This window comes from Streptomyces sp. NPDC002785 (assembly GCF_040295565.1).
Taxonomy (GTDB): domain Bacteria; phylum Actinomycetota; class Actinomycetes; order Streptomycetales; family Streptomycetaceae; genus Streptomyces.
The window spans coordinates 1-17,667 of sequence record NZ_JBEOVN010000158.1 but is presented as its reverse complement, the minus strand read 5'-3'; the positions used below and the strand labels follow the sequence as shown (position 1 = coordinate 17,667).

At 69.1% G+C, this 17,667-nt stretch carries 17 protein-coding genes; 6 read left to right on the top strand and 11 right to left on the bottom strand.

The window, feature by feature from the left end; all coding sequences use genetic code 11:
• Positions 1-53 precede the first annotated feature (53 nt).
• The 4 genes from ABTZ94_RS28310 to ABTZ94_RS28295 all read right to left on the bottom strand — a co-directional run bounded on the left by ABTZ94_RS28310 (position 54) and on the right by ABTZ94_RS28295 (position 4,627).
• Positions 54-1,193 (bottom strand): hypothetical protein, encoded by a 1,140-nt coding sequence (locus ABTZ94_RS28310; protein ID WP_351204756.1) that lies wholly within the window; start codon positions 1,191-1,193, stop codon positions 54-56.
• Between the two features lie 167 nt (positions 1,194-1,360).
• Positions 1,361-1,936, bottom strand: coding sequence for a SigE family RNA polymerase sigma factor (locus ABTZ94_RS28305; RefSeq protein ID WP_093899338.1), 576 nt, complete (start codon positions 1,934-1,936; stop codon positions 1,361-1,363).
• A 358-nt stretch (positions 1,937-2,294) separates the two neighbouring features.
• The gene (locus tag ABTZ94_RS28300) at positions 2,295-3,359 is read right to left on the bottom strand and encodes an aspartate-semialdehyde dehydrogenase (RefSeq protein WP_351204754.1); all 1,065 of its coding nucleotides are present in this window, start codon (positions 3,357-3,359) and stop codon (positions 2,295-2,297) included.
• Complete coding sequence (locus tag ABTZ94_RS28295) at positions 3,356-4,627, bottom strand: aspartate kinase (protein WP_351204752.1); 1,272 nt, start codon at positions 4,625-4,627, stop codon at positions 3,356-3,358. The genes ABTZ94_RS28300 and ABTZ94_RS28295 overlap by 4 nt, the downstream gene beginning before the upstream one ends.
• A 382-nt stretch (positions 4,628-5,009) precedes the next feature.
• Between ABTZ94_RS28295 and ABTZ94_RS28290 the strand changes: the two genes are divergently transcribed.
• Entirely contained in the window at positions 5,010-5,432 is a 423-nt protein-coding gene (locus tag ABTZ94_RS28290) for a PPOX class F420-dependent oxidoreductase (protein ID WP_351204750.1), read from the top strand.
• Between the two features lie 52 nt (positions 5,433-5,484).
• Here ABTZ94_RS28290 and ABTZ94_RS28285 read toward each other — a convergent pair whose 3' ends face one another.
• From ABTZ94_RS28285 to ABTZ94_RS28275, 3 genes are all read right to left on the bottom strand, one after another.
• Complete coding sequence (locus ABTZ94_RS28285; protein WP_351204748.1) at positions 5,485-6,144, bottom strand: DUF5063 domain-containing protein; 660 nt, start codon at positions 6,142-6,144, stop codon at positions 5,485-5,487.
• Positions 6,145-6,257: 113 nt separating this feature from the next.
• Positions 6,258-6,857 carry a recombination mediator RecR gene (gene recR / locus ABTZ94_RS28280; RefSeq protein WP_093899342.1) on the bottom strand — a complete coding sequence of 200 codons (600 nt, stop codon included), beginning with the start codon at positions 6,855-6,857 and terminating at the stop codon, positions 6,258-6,260.
• Positions 6,858-6,939: 82 nt separating this feature from the next.
• A complete protein-coding gene (locus tag ABTZ94_RS28275; RefSeq protein WP_266365457.1) occupies positions 6,940-7,275 on the bottom strand; it encodes a YbaB/EbfC family nucleoid-associated protein in 336 nt (111 codons plus the stop codon).
• 356 nt (positions 7,276-7,631) lie between these two features.
• Between ABTZ94_RS28275 and ABTZ94_RS28270 the strand changes: the two genes are divergently transcribed.
• On the top strand, positions 7,632-8,426 hold the full coding sequence (locus ABTZ94_RS28270; protein WP_351204746.1) for an SLATT domain-containing protein: 795 nt from the start codon (positions 7,632-7,634) through the stop codon (positions 8,424-8,426).
• A gap of 83 nt (positions 8,427-8,509) precedes the next feature.
• On the opposite strand, the gene ABTZ94_RS28265 is transcribed toward ABTZ94_RS28270, so the two are convergent.
• From ABTZ94_RS28265 to ABTZ94_RS28255, 3 genes are all read right to left on the bottom strand, one after another.
• Entirely contained in the window at positions 8,510-9,160 is a 651-nt protein-coding gene (locus ABTZ94_RS28265) for a putative DNA-mimic protein (protein ID WP_351204760.1), read from the bottom strand.
• Positions 9,161-9,322: 162 nt separating this feature from the next.
• Positions 9,323-10,096 (bottom strand): GntR family transcriptional regulator, encoded by a 774-nt coding sequence (locus ABTZ94_RS28260; protein ID WP_351204744.1) that lies wholly within the window; start codon positions 10,094-10,096, stop codon positions 9,323-9,325.
• Between the two features lie 107 nt (positions 10,097-10,203).
• Entirely contained in the window at positions 10,204-11,577 is a 1,374-nt protein-coding gene (locus ABTZ94_RS28255) for an aspartate aminotransferase family protein (protein ID WP_351204742.1), read from the bottom strand.
• 307 nt (positions 11,578-11,884) lie between these two features.
• Between ABTZ94_RS28255 and ABTZ94_RS28250 the strand changes: the two genes are divergently transcribed.
• Positions 11,885-13,777 (top strand): serine/threonine-protein kinase, encoded by a 1,893-nt coding sequence (locus tag ABTZ94_RS28250; protein ID WP_351204740.1) that lies wholly within the window; start codon positions 11,885-11,887, stop codon positions 13,775-13,777.
• On the opposite strand, the gene ABTZ94_RS28245 is transcribed toward ABTZ94_RS28250, so the two are convergent.
• Entirely contained in the window at positions 13,778-14,164 is a 387-nt protein-coding gene (locus ABTZ94_RS28245; RefSeq protein ID WP_351204758.1) for a hypothetical protein, read from the bottom strand.
• 175 nt (positions 14,165-14,339) lie between these two features.
• Here ABTZ94_RS28245 and ABTZ94_RS28240 point away from each other — a divergent pair, with 175 nt between their 5' ends.
• The 3 genes from ABTZ94_RS28240 to ABTZ94_RS28230 all read left to right on the top strand — a co-directional run bounded on the left by ABTZ94_RS28240 (position 14,340) and on the right by ABTZ94_RS28230 (position 17,476).
• Positions 14,340-15,176, top strand: coding sequence for a helix-turn-helix domain-containing protein (locus ABTZ94_RS28240; RefSeq protein WP_351204738.1), 837 nt, complete (start codon positions 14,340-14,342; stop codon positions 15,174-15,176).
• Entirely contained in the window at positions 15,173-15,349 is a 177-nt protein-coding gene (locus ABTZ94_RS28235) for a DUF397 domain-containing protein (RefSeq protein WP_351204736.1), read from the top strand. The genes ABTZ94_RS28240 and ABTZ94_RS28235 overlap by 4 nt, the downstream gene beginning before the upstream one ends.
• Positions 15,350-15,490: 141 nt before the next feature.
• A complete protein-coding gene (locus ABTZ94_RS28230; RefSeq protein WP_351204734.1) occupies positions 15,491-17,476 on the top strand; it encodes a WD40 repeat domain-containing protein in 1,986 nt (661 codons plus the stop codon).
• Positions 17,477-17,667 lie beyond the last annotated feature (191 nt).

The following is a 17,667-nucleotide window of genomic DNA, read 5'->3' as shown; positions in this document are numbered from 1 at the left end:
CCCGCCGGTCGGCGGGCCCCTCACGTATGTCTGTCTCAGGCCGTCGCCCCGCGTCACGTCGCGGGGGCCAGCACCCCGGTCCGGTAGATCGTGCCTGCGCAGGCGTTGGCGATCTTCGTCTCCGCGACCGGCGCCCCTGCTTCCGGCGTGTGTGTCACGGCAACGCTGCCGTCCAGTGCCCCGCCGCCGTCCTCGCTGCCAAGCTGCGCAGCCGTGTCCGTGGTCCCGTCAGTGGTACCCATACCGGGACCGGCGGCAGTGGCGCCGGTAGCGCCGTCCGTGTCATCCGTCGGTGTCGGGCTCGGTGAACCTGCGGAGGTCGGGCATGTGTCCTTCGGCACCCAGGCGAACTGCACCTCGTACGACATGGCCGGCTTCAGCAGCACCGCCCCCTCCTCCTGCGAGGGGTCGGGCAGTCCGGCCGCCGCGTCGCCCGCGGTGTGCTGGACGACCGTGATCTTGGCCGGATCGGCCGCGCCCATTGCCTGGAAGCCCACGCTGCCACTGCTGCTCACCGAACAGTCCGTGCCGGAGACATTGGCGATCCGGAACGTGCCGTACACCGTGCCGTCGGCACCCGCCGCGCCCGTCTCGGCCGAGGCGACACCGAGCTGCCCCAGGCCGCAGGCCGGCATGAAGGCCGCCGCGGAGTTGTCCGGGTCGGCGCCCCCGCCGACCTTGCTGTCGGAGCCCTGGCCACGGCTGTCGGACGGACTGCTCGTGCTCGTCGGCTGGTTCCGGCCGCCGTCGGTCCGCCCGTCGGTGCTGCCGCCGCTGCTCTTCCCGCCGGCTTCCGAGCCTTTCCCGGTGCCGCTGCCGCCCTGCGCCTGCTCGCCGTGTCCGGCTATCGCGGGGTTGGCGGCGTTCGAACCATCGGAGTTCGCGACATGAACGAAGGCGGGGACCGCGGTGCCGATGAGCAGCGCCGCCGCCGCCACACCGACGACGGCCTGCCGCCGCCTGGCGCGCCGGGCGGGCACCGCGCGGCACAGACGGTCGAGGGTGCCGTCGCTGGGTTCGATGTGCTGGACGGCCCCGCGCAGCATGCGGCGCAGCGCGACCTCGTCCATGTCCGGGCCGTCACCGTCCCCCGAACCGGAACCCGCGCCCACGCCGAAGAGGCTGCTCAGCCCCCCGAGCTCGGCCGTCTCAGCGGCTGCGTCGCCCTCGCGGGGGCCACCCGCGCCCCCCACGGACGCAAGGTCCCGATCCGCGTGATCCGTATCCGAGTTCGCGTGCGGGTTCGCGTCCGGGTTCGCATGCGAATCGCTCTCCGGCCCGTCGTTCACAGTTTCGTTTCCAGTCCGGTCAATCCGATGCTCACGCTCGTGGCTGTTCTCGTTCCTGCGGTAGCGCCGACTCATACCTGCGCCTCCATCACGACGCGCAGCGCCGCGATCCCACGGGAGCCGTAGGCCTTGACCGAGCCCAGGGATATGCCGAGCGTCTCGGCCACCTGAGCCTCCGTCATGTCCGCGAAGTAGCGCAGCACCAGCACCTCCCGCTGGCGCCGTTGCAGCCCCCGCATCGCTTTGATCAGCGCGTCCCGCTCCAACTGGTCGTACGCGCCCTCCTCCGCGCTCGCCATGTCCGGCATGGGCTTGGAAAGCAGCTTCAGCCCGAGGATGCGGCGGCGCAGCGCGGAGCGCGACAGGTTGACGACGGTCTGGCGCAGATACGCGAGTGTCTTCTCGGGCTCCCGTACCCGGCTGCGCGCCGAGTGCACACGGATGAACGCCTCCTGCACCACGTCCTCACATGAGGCGGTGTCGTCCAGGAGCAGAGCCGCGAGACCGAGCAGCGAACGGTAATGGGCGCGATAGGTCTCGGTGAGATGGTCGACCGTGGTTCCGGCAGCCACGCTCTCCTCAGCGCCCTCGCGCTGCGACGGCAGCCGTGCGGGACGTGCTGCGGGCATGGGCGCAATCACCGGCATACCGCCGGGTGCGCGGGGCCGTCTGAGCGGAAGCACCGAAGCGCCACGCAAGGGGCCCACCACTGTGATATCGAGAACCTCTGCCACGCCAGTTGGACACGTTTCCCCCCGTCAGGGTTGTACGCGCGCGGCACCGCTTTTGACGCGGTGCGACATGCCCTCATACGTACCCGCTCTTCCACAAATGCCCGAATATGCGCCCCGCCGCGCAAGAAGTGACCGCATAGACGCGTTCCCTCCGACCGACGGTTGCAGCAGGCCAGAAGGTCATCGTCGGATACCCCGACACCCCAGCTCAAGGGGTTCAGACCCTCAACTTGCTCACAGGGCATTCACAGAGAGTACAAAACAGGTTCGATCAGACCCGGGGGAATTCGGCGGCCACTGATTCGGCGATCTGCGCCACGTTCAACGCCGCTCCCTTACGGAGGTTGTCGCCGCAGACGAACAGTTCCAGGCCCCGGGGATCGTCCAGAGACCTGCGCACCCGTCCGACCCAGGTCGGATCGGTGCCGACGACATCGGACGGTGTCGGGAAGTCCCCCGCCGCCGGGCTGTCGTACAGCACCACGCCCGGTGCCGTGGCCAGGATCTCGTGGGCTCGGTCGACCGCGATCTCGTTCTCGAACCGTGCGTGCACGGACATCGAGTGCGTCGCGATGACGGGTACGTAGACACAGGTCGCCGCCACCCGCAGGCCCGGCAGGTCCAGAACCTTGCGGCACTCCTCGCGGATCGCCAGCTCCTCCGACGACCAGCCGTCCCCGGCCTCGGTCCCGGCCCAGGGCACCACGTTGAGGGCGACCGGCGCGGCAAAGGGGCTGCCTTCCATGTCCCCCACGACCCGGCGTACGTCCCCGGGCTTCGTACCCAGTTCCGTACCGGCCACCACCGACAACTGTTCGCGCAGCGCCGCGACACCGGCCCGCCCCGCCCCGCTCACCGCCTGGTACGAGGAGACGACCAGTTCTCGTACCCCGAATTCGGCGTGCAGCGCACCGACCGCGACGATCAGCGAGAGCGTCGTGCAGTTCGGGCTCGCGACGATGCCGCGCGGCCGGATCCGTACGGCATGCGGATTGATCTCGGGCACGACCAGCGGAACGTCCGGGTCCAGCCGGAACGCGGCGGAGTCGTCGATGACGACCGTGCCCTTGGCGGCGGCGATCGGCGCCCACTGCGCGGAGACGGCGTCGGGCACCAGGAACAGCGCCACGTCGACATCGTCGAAGACGTCCTCGGTGAGTTCGAGGACCTCGCTCTCCTCGCCGCGTACGACCAGCTTGCGGCCGGCCGAACGCGGCGAGGCGATCAGCTTCACCTCGCCCCAGACATCCGCATGCTGCGAAAGGATCTGGAGCATGACGCCGCCGATCGCCCCGGTCGCTCCGACGACCGCGAGCGAAGGACGGCGGGCGGTCATCGGCCGGTGCCCCCGTAGACGACGGCCTCGTCGGAATCGCTGTCGAGACCGAAGGCGGTGTGCACGGCGCGCACGGCCTCGTTGACGTCATCGGCGCGGGTGACCACCGAGATGCGGATCTCGGACGTCGAGATGAGCTCGATGTTCACACCGGCGTCCGACAGTGCCTCGAAGAAGCCCGCCGTGACACCCGGGTTGGTCTTCATACCGGCGCCGACCAGGGAGATCTTCGCGATCTGGTCGTCGTAGCGCAGCGACTCGAAGCCGATGGTGCCGCGGTTGCGCTCCAGGGCGTCGATGGCCTTGCGGCCCTCGGACTTCGGCAGCGTGAACGAGATGTCGGTCAGACCGGTCGACGCGGCGGAGACGTTCTGCACCACCATGTCGATGTTGATTTCCGCGTTCGCGATGGTGCGGAAGATCGCGGCGGCCTCGCCCGGCTTGTCGGGCACGCCGACGACGGTGACCTTGGCCTCGGAGACGTCATGGGCGACTCCGGAGATGATCGCGTGCTCCACCTTCTGGTCCCCTTGCGGCTCGTTGCTGACCCAGGTTCCGCGCAGTCCGGAGAAGGACGAGCGGACGTGGATCGGGATGTTGTAGCGGCGTGCGTACTCCACGCACCGGTGCAGCAGCACCTTGGAGCCGGACGCGGCCAGCTCCAGCATGTCCTCGAAGGAGATCCAGTCGATCTTCCGGGCCTTCTTCACGACCCGCGGGTCGGCGGTGAAGACACCGTCCACATCGGTGTAGATCTCACAGACCTCGGCATCCAGCGCGGCCGCGAGCGCGACCGCGGTGGTGTCGGACCCGCCTCGGCCGAGGGTGGTGATGTCCTTCTTGTCCTGGGACACACCCTGGAACCCCGCGACGATCGCGATGTTCCCCTCGTCCAGCGCCGTACGGATACGGCCCGGCGTCACATCGATGATGCGCGCTTTGTTGTGGACCGAGTCGGTGATGACGCCTGCCTGGCTACCGGTGAACGACTGGGCCTCGTGGCCCAGGTTTTTGATCGCCATCGCCAGCAGGGCCATGGAGATCCGCTCTCCGGCGGTCAGCAGCATGTCGAACTCACGCCCGGCAGGAATCGGGGATACCTGCTCGGCGAGATCGATCAACTCGTCCGTTGTGTCGCCCATCGCTGACACCACGACAACCACCTGGTTGCCGTTCTTCTTGGCATCGACGATTCGCTTGGCGACGCGCTTGATGCCTTCGGCATCGGCTACGGAGGAGCCTCCGTACTTCTGCACGACAAGGCCCACGTGCGCTCCTCGCTCAGTCCATTACTACGGTCGGCTCAGTTTAACGAGCAGTCCGGAAACGCCTCGTCGATATCACATACTGAGATGTCCGGCTCAGCACGTGATCATCGGCGTGTCGCCCCGAACTGCTCGTACGGGGCTGCTGCCCACCGATCGGGCCCCTACTCCCATATGTGGGCCGGCCCACATGCGCGGCGAGCCGGGTCCACGATTCACGAGCACGAGCCACCTGTCTCCAGCGTGGACCGGAACCCCACGGTCCGCCCTTCGGAGGCCTCCCACCGCGCGTAGGACCGACCGGCACACGGGGGTGGCGTCAACCGGCCCGGCGTCCCGCGATAAGCGGTCGACGCCCCGACTCCCGGCCTTTAGGCTCATGTCCATGCCAATCACGTTGAACGACGCAGTGCGCAAGCTCCTGGACGAACCCGTCCCCGCCGTCCTCGCCACCGTGAACCCCGACGGCAGCCCGCAGACATCCGTGGTCTGGGTCGCCAGGGACGACAACGACGACCTGCTCATCTCGACCGCCGATGGCCGGCGCAAGGTACTGAATCTGCGCCGCGACCCCCGGGCCAGCCTCACCGTGTACGACCCGAAGGATCCGCTGCAGTACGTCGAGCTGCGGGGCGCGGCCACGATCACCGAGGACACCGGACGCGAGCTGGCCGTCCGGCTGGCGGTGGAGTACGAGGGGGCGGAGGCCGCCGAGGAATTCCGGCTGCTGCCGCCGGAGGTCGTGCGGGTGGTCGTCCGGATCACGCCGGAGCGCGCGGTGGGCACCGCCACCGACCGGGCCATGTGACACCCGGACGCCGGGTGTCACGTTGCCGCGAGGGGCAGGTGGGCGCCGGACGCTACTGCGCCGGTCGCAGCCCCAGCGGTCCCGCGATCTCCTCGGCCATCACCCGGCCCGCCTCCTCGGCCAGCTCGTCGTCCGCGGTCTCCGAGTCCGTGTCCAGGCCGTCCAGCTCCTGGAGGGGCTGGTTGAGGCGGATGTGGGCGATCAGGGACTGGAGGGCGCGCAGAGTGGCGGATGCGGTGGAGCCCCAGTTGGAGAAGTAGGAGAACTGCCACCACCACAGGGCCTCGGTCGTGCGGTCCTCTTCGTAGTGGGCCAGGCCGTGGCGCAGGTCGGTGACCAGGTCGGCCAGGTCGTCGGAGATACGGGCCGGCACCGGGGCCTTGCGGGGCTCGTACGGGTCGAAGACCTCGGAGTAGACGTCGATCGGCTCCAGCAGGGCTGCGAACCGCTCGCGCAGGCCGTCGGCGTCCGGCTCGGCGCCCAGATCCGGCTCGTAGCGCTCGTCGGGGACGATGTCCTCGTACGCGCCGAGCCTGCCGCCCGCCAGCAGCAGCTGGGAGATCTGGAGCAGCAGGACGGGGACGGCCTCCTCGGGCTCCTCGACCTTGGACACCTCCGTGACCGCGACGATGAACGTCTTGATCTGGTCGGCGATCTGGACGGCGAAGTCGTCCGGGGCCTGCGTGACGGAGTTCAGCGTGGCGTCAGACATCGAGGGGACCTCCCGTGGGCACGGTCGCGAACGGTGAGTAGAACATAGCGTCGCCGACCGTAAAGCCGTCGTGAGTCGATGCAAGAACATCGGACGTCGTCATGGTGAAGGCTTCAGACATCGAGCAGGCGCCTCCCCTCGAAGGCGCGGCCCAGGGTGACCTCGTCCGCGTACTCAAGGTCGCCGCCCACCGGCAGGCCGCTGGCCAGTCTGGTGACCCGCAGGCCCATCGGCTTGACCATCCGCGCCAGGTACGTCGCGGTGGCCTCGCCCTCCAGGTTGGGGTCGGTCGCCAGGATCAGCTCCGTGATCGAGCCGTCGGCGAGACGGGCGAGCAGCTCGCGGATGCGCAGATCGTCGGGGCCGACACCCTCGATCGGGCTGATCGCGCCGCCGAGCACGTGGTACCGACCCCGGAACTCACGGGTCCGCTCGATCGCGACGACATCCTTCGGCTCCTCGACCACGCAGATGACCGTCTGGTCGCGGCGCGCGTCCCGGCAGATGTTGCACTGCTCCTGCTGAGCGACATTGCCGCAGACCGAACAGAACCGGACCTTGTCCTTGACCTCCAGGAGGGCATGGGCAAGGCGGCGCACATCGGTCGGCTCGGCCTGCAGGATGTGGAAAGCGATCCGCTGCGCGCTCTTGGGACCGACGCCGGGCAGCCTGCCCAACTCGTCGATGAGGTCCTGAACCACGCCTTCGTACAACGGAACGCCTTCCTGAATGAGCTATGACTACAACTTACGAGTTCGGATCGCAGGTCAAAAGAGATCTCAAGGATCAGAGAAGTCAGAAGGGGAGGCCGGGCATGCCGCCCAGGCCCTGGGCCAGCGGGCCCAGCTTCTGCTGCTGGAGCTGCTGCGCGTTCTCGTTCGCTGCCTGGACTGCGGCGACGACGAGGTCCGCGAGCGTCTCGGTGTCCTCCGGGTCGACGGCCTTGGGGTCGATCACCAGAGCACGGAGCTCGCCGGAGCCGGTCACGGTCGCCTTCACCAGACCGCCACCCGCCTGACCCTCGACCTCGGTCCTGGCCAATTCCTCCTGGGCCGCGGCGAGATCCTGCTGCATCTTCTGAGCCTGCTGCAGCAGCTGCTGCATATTGGGCTGACCACCACCGGGAATCACGGTCACTCCTGGCAATTCGACGACAAAATGTTTCGGTACGCCGAGCCTACGTGGTCACCGCGCAGCGCGCCCCACCCACTGTTGAGCAACTCTTTCGAGTGAGTTTCAGGCGGCGTCAGCGTGACTCCTATACCTGATCACAGGCCCTGCGCACCCGGGGATACCGCGATTTCGACCCCACGGCCCACCATTCGGCGGTAGGAAGGGCATGCGCATCAGGACACACAGGCGCACTGCCCGTCACGCAAGGTTACGTACGCGAGACAGTCGGTCACGCCGGAGAGCAGTGATCAGCCCCCGTCGAAGACACCGCCACACATCAGGCGTCGCTACGCAGAATGGAGAGGAGTACCCCGGTGAGTCAGCCGGAGATGCAGCCCGAAGGGCCGCCCCGCAACGAGCCCGGTTCGGCCGGCTCGGCCGGTTCCTCCGGTTCGGGCTCCGGCGCACGCGGCCGGGACGCGCGGGGCCGGGATCTGACCGGTACGCCGTTCCCGCTCGGCGACTGGGGCGAACCCGCCGAACGCCTCGACGAGCTGTACCGCTGGGTCGAGGCTGATGCGCTGCACACCGCCGGCTGGTACCTGCGCGACCGGGTGTGGAAGCGGCGCGGGGCCAGGACTCTGCGGATCGGCACGGCGGCCGGGGCGGTGGCGGGCGCCGCGCTGCCGTTGCTCGATCTCACGGGGGCGCTGGGCGGGGCGGCGGGCTGGGGCTATCTGTCGCTGCTGCTGGGCGCCACGTGCATGGCGTGCGACCGGTACTTCGGCCTGACCTCGGGCTGGATAAGAAACCTCGCCACCGCCCAGGCCGTGCAGCGGCGCCTTCAGGTGCTGCAGTTCGACTGGGCGTCGGAGTGCGTACGAGAGGTGCTCGGCCCGACCGAGGGAACGGCCAGTGAGGCCGCCGAGCGGTCTCTGGGGGTGCTGCGGCGGTTCTCGGAGGACATCACGGAGCTCGTACGGACCGAGACCGCGGACTGGATGGTGGAGTTCCGGGCCGGGCCCGCACCGATGGGGATGCAGGCACTGTCGTCGGGCAGCGGGGGCGGCGGCCGTACGGACCAGGGGGCGCTGCCTGGACGGTTCCCGATGCAGGCGATGGCCCGGCCGAACATGCCGCGGCAGCGGCCCCCGGAGTCCCCCCGGTGATCCCACCGCGGTGACGCCGGAGGCGCCTGACCGCCTCGGTACCTGTACCTGTACCGGCACAGGTACAGGTACAGGTACCTGCTTCAGCTGAAGATGACCATGGAGCCTTGGGCGAGGCTGCGGGTGGCCGCCGCGTGCAGGCCCAGCCAGACGTGCCGCTCACGGGCGAACGGACTGTCGTCGTACAGAATCGGGCCCGCCGGCTCCTCCAGGGAGGTCGGTGCGATGGGCGGCAGCGGGGCGGCCGGCGGGTTCGCCGGGTCGATACCGATGGACCAGGCGACGAACTCCAGCTCCCGCAGCAGTCCGTGCGCGGAGCCGAGCGGGCCGCCGCCCTCCAGCAGTTCGTCGTTGGAGAGCGGGGCGGCGAAGTCCAGCGGAACGTACGCCCCCGCATGGTCGTAGTGCCAGACCAGGTGGGACTGCCGGGCCATCGCCTCGAACATCTCCAGCAACTGCTCGTAGTCCCCGCCCAGTTCGCCGACGGGCGTGACGGCGAGGCCGCTGAGCTGGAGCAGGTAGGCGCGGCGCAGGAAGTGCAGTGCGTCGTAGTCGAAGCCCGCGACCGGGGCGACTTCACCGGTCAGGCCCGGCATGTAGGCGTACACGGGGACGGACGGCAGTCCGGCCTCGCCCAATGCCTTGTCGTAGACGGCTATCTCTTCGGCGAACGGATTGTCGGGGCTGTGGCACAGCACATCGACGAGGGGGACCAGCCACAGGTCACAGGCCACGAAGTCTCGCTCTCCCACGGGTGCGCATCGAAATATTCACAACGGTCGGGACAGCGTAATGCGGAGGGCTCATTGCGCACAGTGGCCGACGGTTACGGGTGAGGGCCGGCCGTGGCCCGCGGCCCCGGTCGGCGCGTGGGGGCTGTGGCTCCGGACGCGCGGTCAGCGCGCCGGGGGCTCCGGCTCCGGCGCTCCGGGGACCGGGGTCTGCCCCGTCGGCTGCGGACCATGGCCCGGGTGCGCGAGGTTTCCGGCCGCGATCCGGTCCGCCCAGCTCAGCGCGTGTGCGTTGTAGTCGTCGATCACCGCGCGCACCGCGTCGTGGCTGCCGAGCGTGATCGCCGCGACCAGTTCCGGATGACCGTGCCAGAGCCAGTCCCGGGCGCCCATGTCATGGCGCAGATACGGCACCGCGAACACCCAGGCCTGGACGCGCAGCCGGTGCAGGAAATCGTTGATGTAGGTGTTGCCTCCGAGCACGCCCAACTCGCGCCAGAAACGCAGGTCGTAGCCGATGAGGATTTCGAGGTCACCGCCCTGCGCCGCTCGTGCAGCCTCCTGGGCTCTGCGGCGTACGGCCACCAGGCAGTCCCGGTACGTCACCATCTGCGTGGTCGACAGCGCGGGCCCGTAGAAGATGGCGCCGATGACTGCGTCGATGACCAGGGCGCGGGCCTCCACCATCGACCGGTAGTCCGCGACGGTGAACTCACGCACCCGGAAACCGCGGTGCTGATCCGATTCGAGCAGGCCCTGCGCGGAGAGATCGAAGAGCGCCTCACGTACCGGAGTTGCCGAGACACCGTACTGCTCGGCGATCTGCTTGACGGTGAACTCCCGCCCCGGTTGCAAACGCCCGGCCAACACTTCGTCACGCAGCGCGTCCGCGATCTGCTGCCGCAGCGTACTGCGGGTTACAGCTCGGCTCGCGCACATGGCGCCCCTCCCCCTTTTCGGCTTTCGATCACCTTAAGCCAGGGTTGCGCTGCCCGGATCCGGGCAGGGGAGGGGCGCCGTACTGCTGGGCTGCGCGGTCCCGCGCGCTACACGGTGTACTCGTCCGCGACCGACAGCGCCACGTCGAGAGCAGCGAGGCCCTCCTTGGCCTCGGCCTCGGTGACGTTGCAGGCCGGAACGGCGTGGGTGCGGTTCATGTTGACGAAGGGCCACAGGCCGTTCTTCTTCGCCGCCGCGCCGAAGGCCGCCATGGCCGCGTTGGCCTCGCCCGCCGCGTTGTACGGGACCAGCGGCTCGCGGGTTTCCTTGTTGCGGACCAGGTCCAGCGCCCAGAACGCGCCGAGGCCGCGGACCTCACCGACCGAGGGGTGGCGCTCGGCCAGCTCGCGCAGGCCGGGGCCGAGGACCGTCTCGCCGATGTGGGCGGCGTTCTCGATGACCTTCTCGTCCTCCATCACATGAATGGTGGCGACAGCGGCCGCGCAGGCCAGCGGGTGACCGGAGTAGGTCAGTCCGCCCGGGTAGGCGCGGGTCTCGAAGGTGGCGGCGATCTCGGCGGAGATGGCGACACCGCCGAGCGGTACGTACCCGGAGTTGACGCCCTTGGCGAACGTCATCAGGTCCGGCACCACGTCGAAGTGGTCGGCGGCGAACCACTTGCCGGTTCGCCCGAAGCCGGCCATCACCTCGTCGAGGATGAAGACGATTCCGTACCGGTCACAGATCTCACGTACGCCCGCGAGATAGCCGGGCGGCGGCGTCATGATGCCCGCCGTGCCGGGGATCGTCTCCAGGATGATCGCGGCGATGGTGGCAGCGCCCTCGAAGGCGAGGGTGTCCTCCAGGTGCTGGAGCGCGCGGGCGCACTCCTCGGCCTCGGTCTCGGCGTGGAACGGCGAGCGGTAGAGGAACGGGGCCCAGAAGCGGACCACGCCCGCCGAGCCGTTGTCGGACGGCCAGCGGCGCGGGTCACCGGTCAGGTTGATCGCGGTGGAGGTGGCGCCGTGGTACGAGCGGTAGGCGGAGAGCACCTTCGTACGGCCGGTGTGCAGCCGGGCCATCCGGACGGCGTTCTCGACCGCCTCGGCGCCACCGTTGGTGAAGAAGATCTTGTCCAGGTCACCGGGGGTGCGCTCGGCGATGAGGCGTGCGGCCTCGGAGCGCGCCTCGATCGCGAACGCGGGGGCGAAGGTGGCGAGCTTGCCCGCCTGCTCCTGGATCGCGGCGACGACGGTGGGGTGCTGGTAGCCGATGTTGGTGTAGACGAGGCCGCTGGTGAAGTCCAGGTAGCGGTTGCCGTCGTAGTCCCAGAAGTAAGCCCCCTCGGCGCCGGCGACGGCGAGCGGGTCGATCAGGCCCTGGGCGGACCAGGAGTGGAACACGTGCGCGCGGTCGGCGGCCTTCACGGCCGCACCGGCAGCGGGGTCGACATGCGGGGCATGAGGGGCATGAGGGGTCATGCGGTGAGCGTAGGTCGCACCGGGAGCGGCTCGACATGACCACCTTGTATGGCGTGGGACGCTTTGGTGGGCAGGGTGTCGGGTCGGGCACGGTGGGCGGGGGCGGGTGGCGGGAACCGGGGCTGTCCGGTCGGCCGTCTCTGTGACGGGTGCCGAATCCGGCCCGTCCGGCGGTTGAGGACGGAGCAGGAGGCAGGATCGGGGACACCCCACGGACGGGCCTGAAAACCACGCCCGCCGGGGCGTGGCGCGCGCCGCTATTCTCAACGCGTTCCGGCGTATCGCCGCACGGGGGAGGACGCACACCATGGAAAAGCTCGGGCCCACCGCCCCGCAACGCATCGGCGCCTACCGCCTGCTGGGCCGGCTCGGCGCAGGCGGCATGGGCCAGGTCTATCTGGCCCGCTCCGACCGCGGCCGGACCGTGGCGATCAAGCTGGTACGCGGCGAGCTCGCCGAACAGCAGGAGTTCCGCGACCGCTTCCGCCAGGAAGTGCACGCCGCCCGCCAGGTCGGCTCCGCCTGGACCGCCCCCGTGCTGGACGCCGACACCGAGGCCGCCGTGCCCTGGGTCGCGACCGGATACGTCGCCGGGCCCTCCCTGCAGGCCACCGTCTCCGGCCGCGCGGGCGCGTCGAAGGGGCGGGCACCCGGGGTGTACGGCCCCCTGCCCGAGCGTTCGGTCCAGATCCTGGGCACCGGGCTGACCCACGCGCTCCAGGCCATCCACTCCGCCGGGCTCATCCATCGCGACCTCAAGCCCTCCAACATCCTGCTGACGATCGACGGACCGCGCGTCATCGACTTCGGGATAGCCCGGGCACTCGACACCGTCGCCGACGGAGGCCTCACCCGCACCGGGGCGCTGGTCGGTTCGCCCGGCTTCATGGCGCCGGAGCAGGTGCGGGGTGAGCGAGTGACCCCGGCATGCGACGTGTTCTGTCTCGGCTCGGTGCTGGCGTACGCGTCGACCGGCCGGCTTCCGTTCGGGGCGTCCGACAGCAACGTGCACGCGCAGCTGTTCCGGATCGCGCAGGAGGACCCGGACCTCACCGGCATCCCCGTGGACCTCGTCGAACTGGTCAGGGACTGCCTGCACAAGGACCCGGCCGCCCGTCCGACGACGGACACGGTCCTGGAACGCCTGGCCGGCAGCGACACGACGGAACCCTGGCTCCCGGGCGCGCTCATCGCCCAACTCGGGCGCCACGCCGTCGAACTGCTGGACTCCGAGGACCCGGAGGAGGCGGCCGAGACGGCCGAGGCAGCGGCGGACGCGGCACCGGCAACACCCGCAGCGCCCCCAGCACCAGAGGCGCCCGAAGTACCCGCGGACCGCCCCGCCCCACAGGCACCCGGCGCCGTCCACACGCCCCCCACGACGGCCGGGACCCCGACGACGACGCCCACCGGCCCCGCGCCCGCGCCCGCCCCGCCCCACGGGCCGCCCTCCCCCGCGTACGGCTATCCACAGCCGCCCGCCCAGCCCCACCCCGGCCAGGCCTTCGGTACCCAGCAGAACTACGCCGGTTACGGATATCCGCAGCAACAACCCGGCTTCGGCGTCACACCCCCGCACGGCCCCGGCTACCCCGCTGCCCCGCAGCCCGGCCCCGAACCCGCCCGCCGCGGAAGGGGTTCGACCATCGCCCTCGTCGTGATCGCCGTGCTCGTCGCGATCGGCGCGGGCGGGTCCGTCTACGCCTTCATGAACGACAAGGGCCCGGCGCCGAAGCCGTCCCCCACCGCCTCAGCGTCCCCTTCCTCCTCGGACTCCCCCGTCACCGACGATCCGTCGTCCCCGGATGCTGACCCCTCCGACGACAAGAGGAACAGCGACGGCCCCGTCCCGGCCGGCTACCTCGGCACCTGGTCGGGCTCCATCGACAACCCTTCGGGCCACTCCACACGGGAACTCGTCATCCAGCAGGGCACGGTCGACCAGACCATACTCACCCTCACCGCGGACGGCCCGCTCGACGGCGGCGGCTCCTACCACTGCGTCTTCCAGGCGGACCTGACCGCGAAACCGTCCCCGAGCGGACCTGTCGAGGTCGGCCCGTCCACGGTCGTCGTCGGCGAACCCATGTCGTCCTGTTCCGCGGGCAAGCCCACCACGCTGACCTTGCTCCCGGACGGCACCCTGAGCCGGGAAATCCCGGAGACCGGCGAGAAACTCACGTACACCAAGGCCGACTGATCAGCCCAGCAGCGCGGACGCCGCGTTGAGCAGTAACAGGGTGTGGACGAACCTGTCGGGTGCCGTGGGCGGGAAATGCCACGCCAGCGGCCAGGTCCGGCCGGTCAGTGCCGGGATCGGTACGTAACTGATCCGGCCCGCACACGAGTTCAGCACCGTCACCTCGCCGGGCCAGGACTTGCGGGTCGTGCTCCCCGCCGGGACCAGGAAGTACACCGCCCGCCGTCCATTCGCCTCGGTGACGACGGGGCCGGGCTCGCCGCCGGTGATCACCTCCATCAGTTCGGCCAGCCGACGCCCTTCGTCCCCGTCCAAGCGGACTGCGTCGAATTGCACGCCGGCTTTGCGGAGTTGAAATCCGGAAGCCGGAATCCACTCAAGGTTCAGTTCACTTTTCGGTGCATTCACAGGACCAGTCTGGCCCCGCTTGGCTACCGTTTTCCTTGACTGACGAGGGGCGTCGCATACCAGTTGACCTGCGCGAACTCCCCTGCAGCTCAGTTGAGTTCGGCGGGGCCGGGTAGTGACCGGTTGAGACCGGTTGAGTCGAAAAGGGATCACAATGGCGCGAGCGGAAAACAAGGAAACGGCGAGTCCGACGGCAAAGCTGGTGGCTGATGTCGCCAAAAAGGCCCGCATCCGGAAGAAGTTGACCCAGGACCAGCTCGGCAAAGAAATCGGGTTCTCGGCGGCGGCCGTGAGCGCGATGGAGATGTGCGCGCAACCCGCCAGTGACGAGATGCTGGCGGGCCTGGAGCGCGTACTCGGCGACGGCATGGGCCTGTTCGAGCAGGCGAGGATTTATATGCGGATGGAGGCGTATCCGCCGCAGTTCAAGCCTCATGCACCTCTGGAGCAGGCGGCACTGAGCCTGCATCTGTACTCGATGCATGTGGTGCACGGGCTGTTCCAGACGGAGGACTACGCACGGGCGCTGATCGGCGGGGGCTACCCTCCGCTGTCGGAGCAGCGGGTGGAACAGCTGGTGGAAGGTCGCATGATCCGCAAGGCGCTGTTCGACCGGGAGCCTCTGCCCATGATCGAGCTGATCCTCGAAGAGTCGGTGCTCGCCCGAGTCATCGGCAACGCCGACATCATGCGGGCACAGATGCGGTACCTCGCGGAGTGCGCCCGCCGTCGTAACGTCACGCTCAGCGTGCTGGCACTGGACTGCGGAAGGTTCGGAGAGTACGCAGGTGCCCGTGGCGGAATGACCCTGGTGGAGACTCCGCACCACGAGCACCTCGTCTACCTGGAGCCCCAGGACGAGAGTCTGCTGATCAGCGACCCGGGGAAGGTGAGTACATACGCCCAGCGCTATGCGAAGATCCGGTCACAGGCCATGGGTCCTCGTGAATCGCTGGACCTCATCGAGCGGTTGGCAGGAGTAGAGGAATGAGCAACACCCTGCGGTGGTTCAAGTCCAGCTACAGCAGCGACAGCGGCGGCGAGTGCATCGAGGTCGCCACCTGCCCCCACGCCGTCCACGTCCGGGACTCCAAGGTGCCCGAGGGCCCCACCTTCGCGGTCGCCCCCGACGCCTGGTCGACGTTCCTCACCTGGGCGAACTGACGGTTCACGGGGCCGGGTATACCCCGGCCTCGTAAATGTGTACGGCATGTCATCGGCATGCCATACCCTGCGATCCGGGCCGCACCCCGCTCTCATCTCCGGGTGCCACGCGGCCCTCTTACCGTGGGGGTAGACATCATTTTGCGTACGCGCAGAATCTCGGCCGCGACCTCGCTCGCAGTCCTCTTCAGCTCAGTGGTTCTGGTCGGCGGTGCGGCGAATCCGGCCGCTGCCGACTCCAGCAAGATCCTTCCCGCCGCATCGGTCGGCGACATCGTCGCGGACGGTGTGCACAAGCGGGTCTTCATCAGTGACCCGACCGGCGGCAAGGTCCTCGTCACCGACTACAACGGCGCGGTCGTCGCCACGATCTCGTCTCTGCCGGGAGTGACCGGTCTCGAACTCTCCGCCGACTCCGGCACGCTGTACGCCGGTGTGCGCGGAGCCGACTCCATCGCGGCGATCGACACCTCCGCCCTGGTGGAGTCCGCCCGCTACGCGACCGGCGCGAACACCCACCCCGCCTATCCGGCTCTGGCGGGCGGCAAGCTCTGGTTCGGCTACGGGGCGGCGGCCGCGGGCAACATCGGCTCGATCGACCTGTCGGGCGCCGAGCCGGTCGTCACCCTGGACCAGGAGCCGAACCACACCTGGTACGCGGCCCCGACCCTGGCCTCGACGCCCGGTGCGCCGGGCACACTGGCCGCCGGTATCGAGGGCCTGAGCCCGGCGGCCCTGGCCGTGTACGACGTGGCCTCGGGTACGGCCACGCGGACCGCGGCCGTGTCCGCCGGGAGCAATCTGAACGACCTCGCGCTGAGCCCGGACGGCAAGCAGGTCGTGGTGGCCAGTGGGTCTCCCTACTACCACCAGGTCTACCGGACGTCGGACCTCACGGCGGACACCAACTACCCTTCCGGCGCGTACCCGGACGCCGTGGACATCGCGCCGGACGGCACGGTCGCCGCGGGCATCGACGGCTCCTACAACCCGGACGTGTACGTCTACCGGCAGGGCACGACCAAGCCGATCCGGACGTACGACTTCCCCAACACCGGGAACAGCAGCGGCTCGGATCTCCTGGTGTCCGCCGGTCTGGCCTGGGCGCCGGACACCAGCCGGCTCTTCGCGGTCACCGAGAACAGCAAGGGCGTCCGCTCGCTGCGGGTGCTCACCGACGCCGTCAAGTCCGCGACCACCGTCACGGTCAGCGCCCCGGCGAAGTCGGCGCTCGGCAAGAAGCTCACCGTCACCGGCCGGGTGAAGTCCGAGGGTGCGTTCCCGGCGGGTGCCAAGGCCACGGTGACGCGCACCGACATCGAGTCACCCAAGGGCAAGACGCTTCCCGCGGTGACGCTGAAGTCGGACGGCAGCTTCTCCTTCACCGACACCCCGACCGCGGGCGGCCAGGTCACGTACAAGGTCTCGTACGCGGGCGACGCCACCCACTCCGCGGCGTCGGGTTCCGGCAAGGTCGCCGTCCCCCGGACGGTCACCTCGCTGACCCTGAACCACAACAAGGCGCTGTACTCCTACGGCACCGACGTCTCGTTCACCGCACACCTCGGCAAGACGTACAAGAACCGCACCGTCGAGCTGTGGGTGGACCCGTTCGGTCCGGACAAGCCGAAGAAGCTGGTGAAGACCGGCAAGGTCAACTCCAACGGCAACCTGTCCACCACGGTCGACATGACCCGGGACACCACCGTCACCGCCGTCTTCAAGGGCGACGGCCGGTACACGTCCAAGACGGTCACCTCCACGGCATACGCCAGGGTGAAGGTCTCGACCTCCATCTCCAAGCAGTACAAGACGGCCAAGATCGGCTCCACGTCGTACGCGTACTTCCACAAGAAGACCAACCCGGTCTTCACCACGACGATGAGCTATTACAAGAACCGGTCCCACAAGCTGTCCCTGCAGTTCTACTACCAGGGCAAGTGGTACGACGCCGGCTCGCAGTACTTCAAGCTCGGCACCAACGGCAAGTCCATCGTGACGCTCACCGGCACCCATGACACGGGCTACCGGATGCGCGTCCGTGCCTCGTACGTGAACGGCACCTCCGGCGACACGGTGAACTCGACCACCCACGGCTCCTGGAAGTACTTCATCTTCACGAAGTAACCGGGCAGGCAGGCGGACGGAAGGGTGCGGGGCCGGGCGGATCGCCCGGCCCCGCACTCGTACCCATCGCGCGGGAGCAGCGGCCCTTGCCCTAGATGTACTCGGTCATGACGTTCGTGACAGTCGGCTGATCGGTGGCTGGCCGCCGAGCGCGGTGTGTCGGCGTCCAGTGTTGTAGAAGTCGAGCCAGG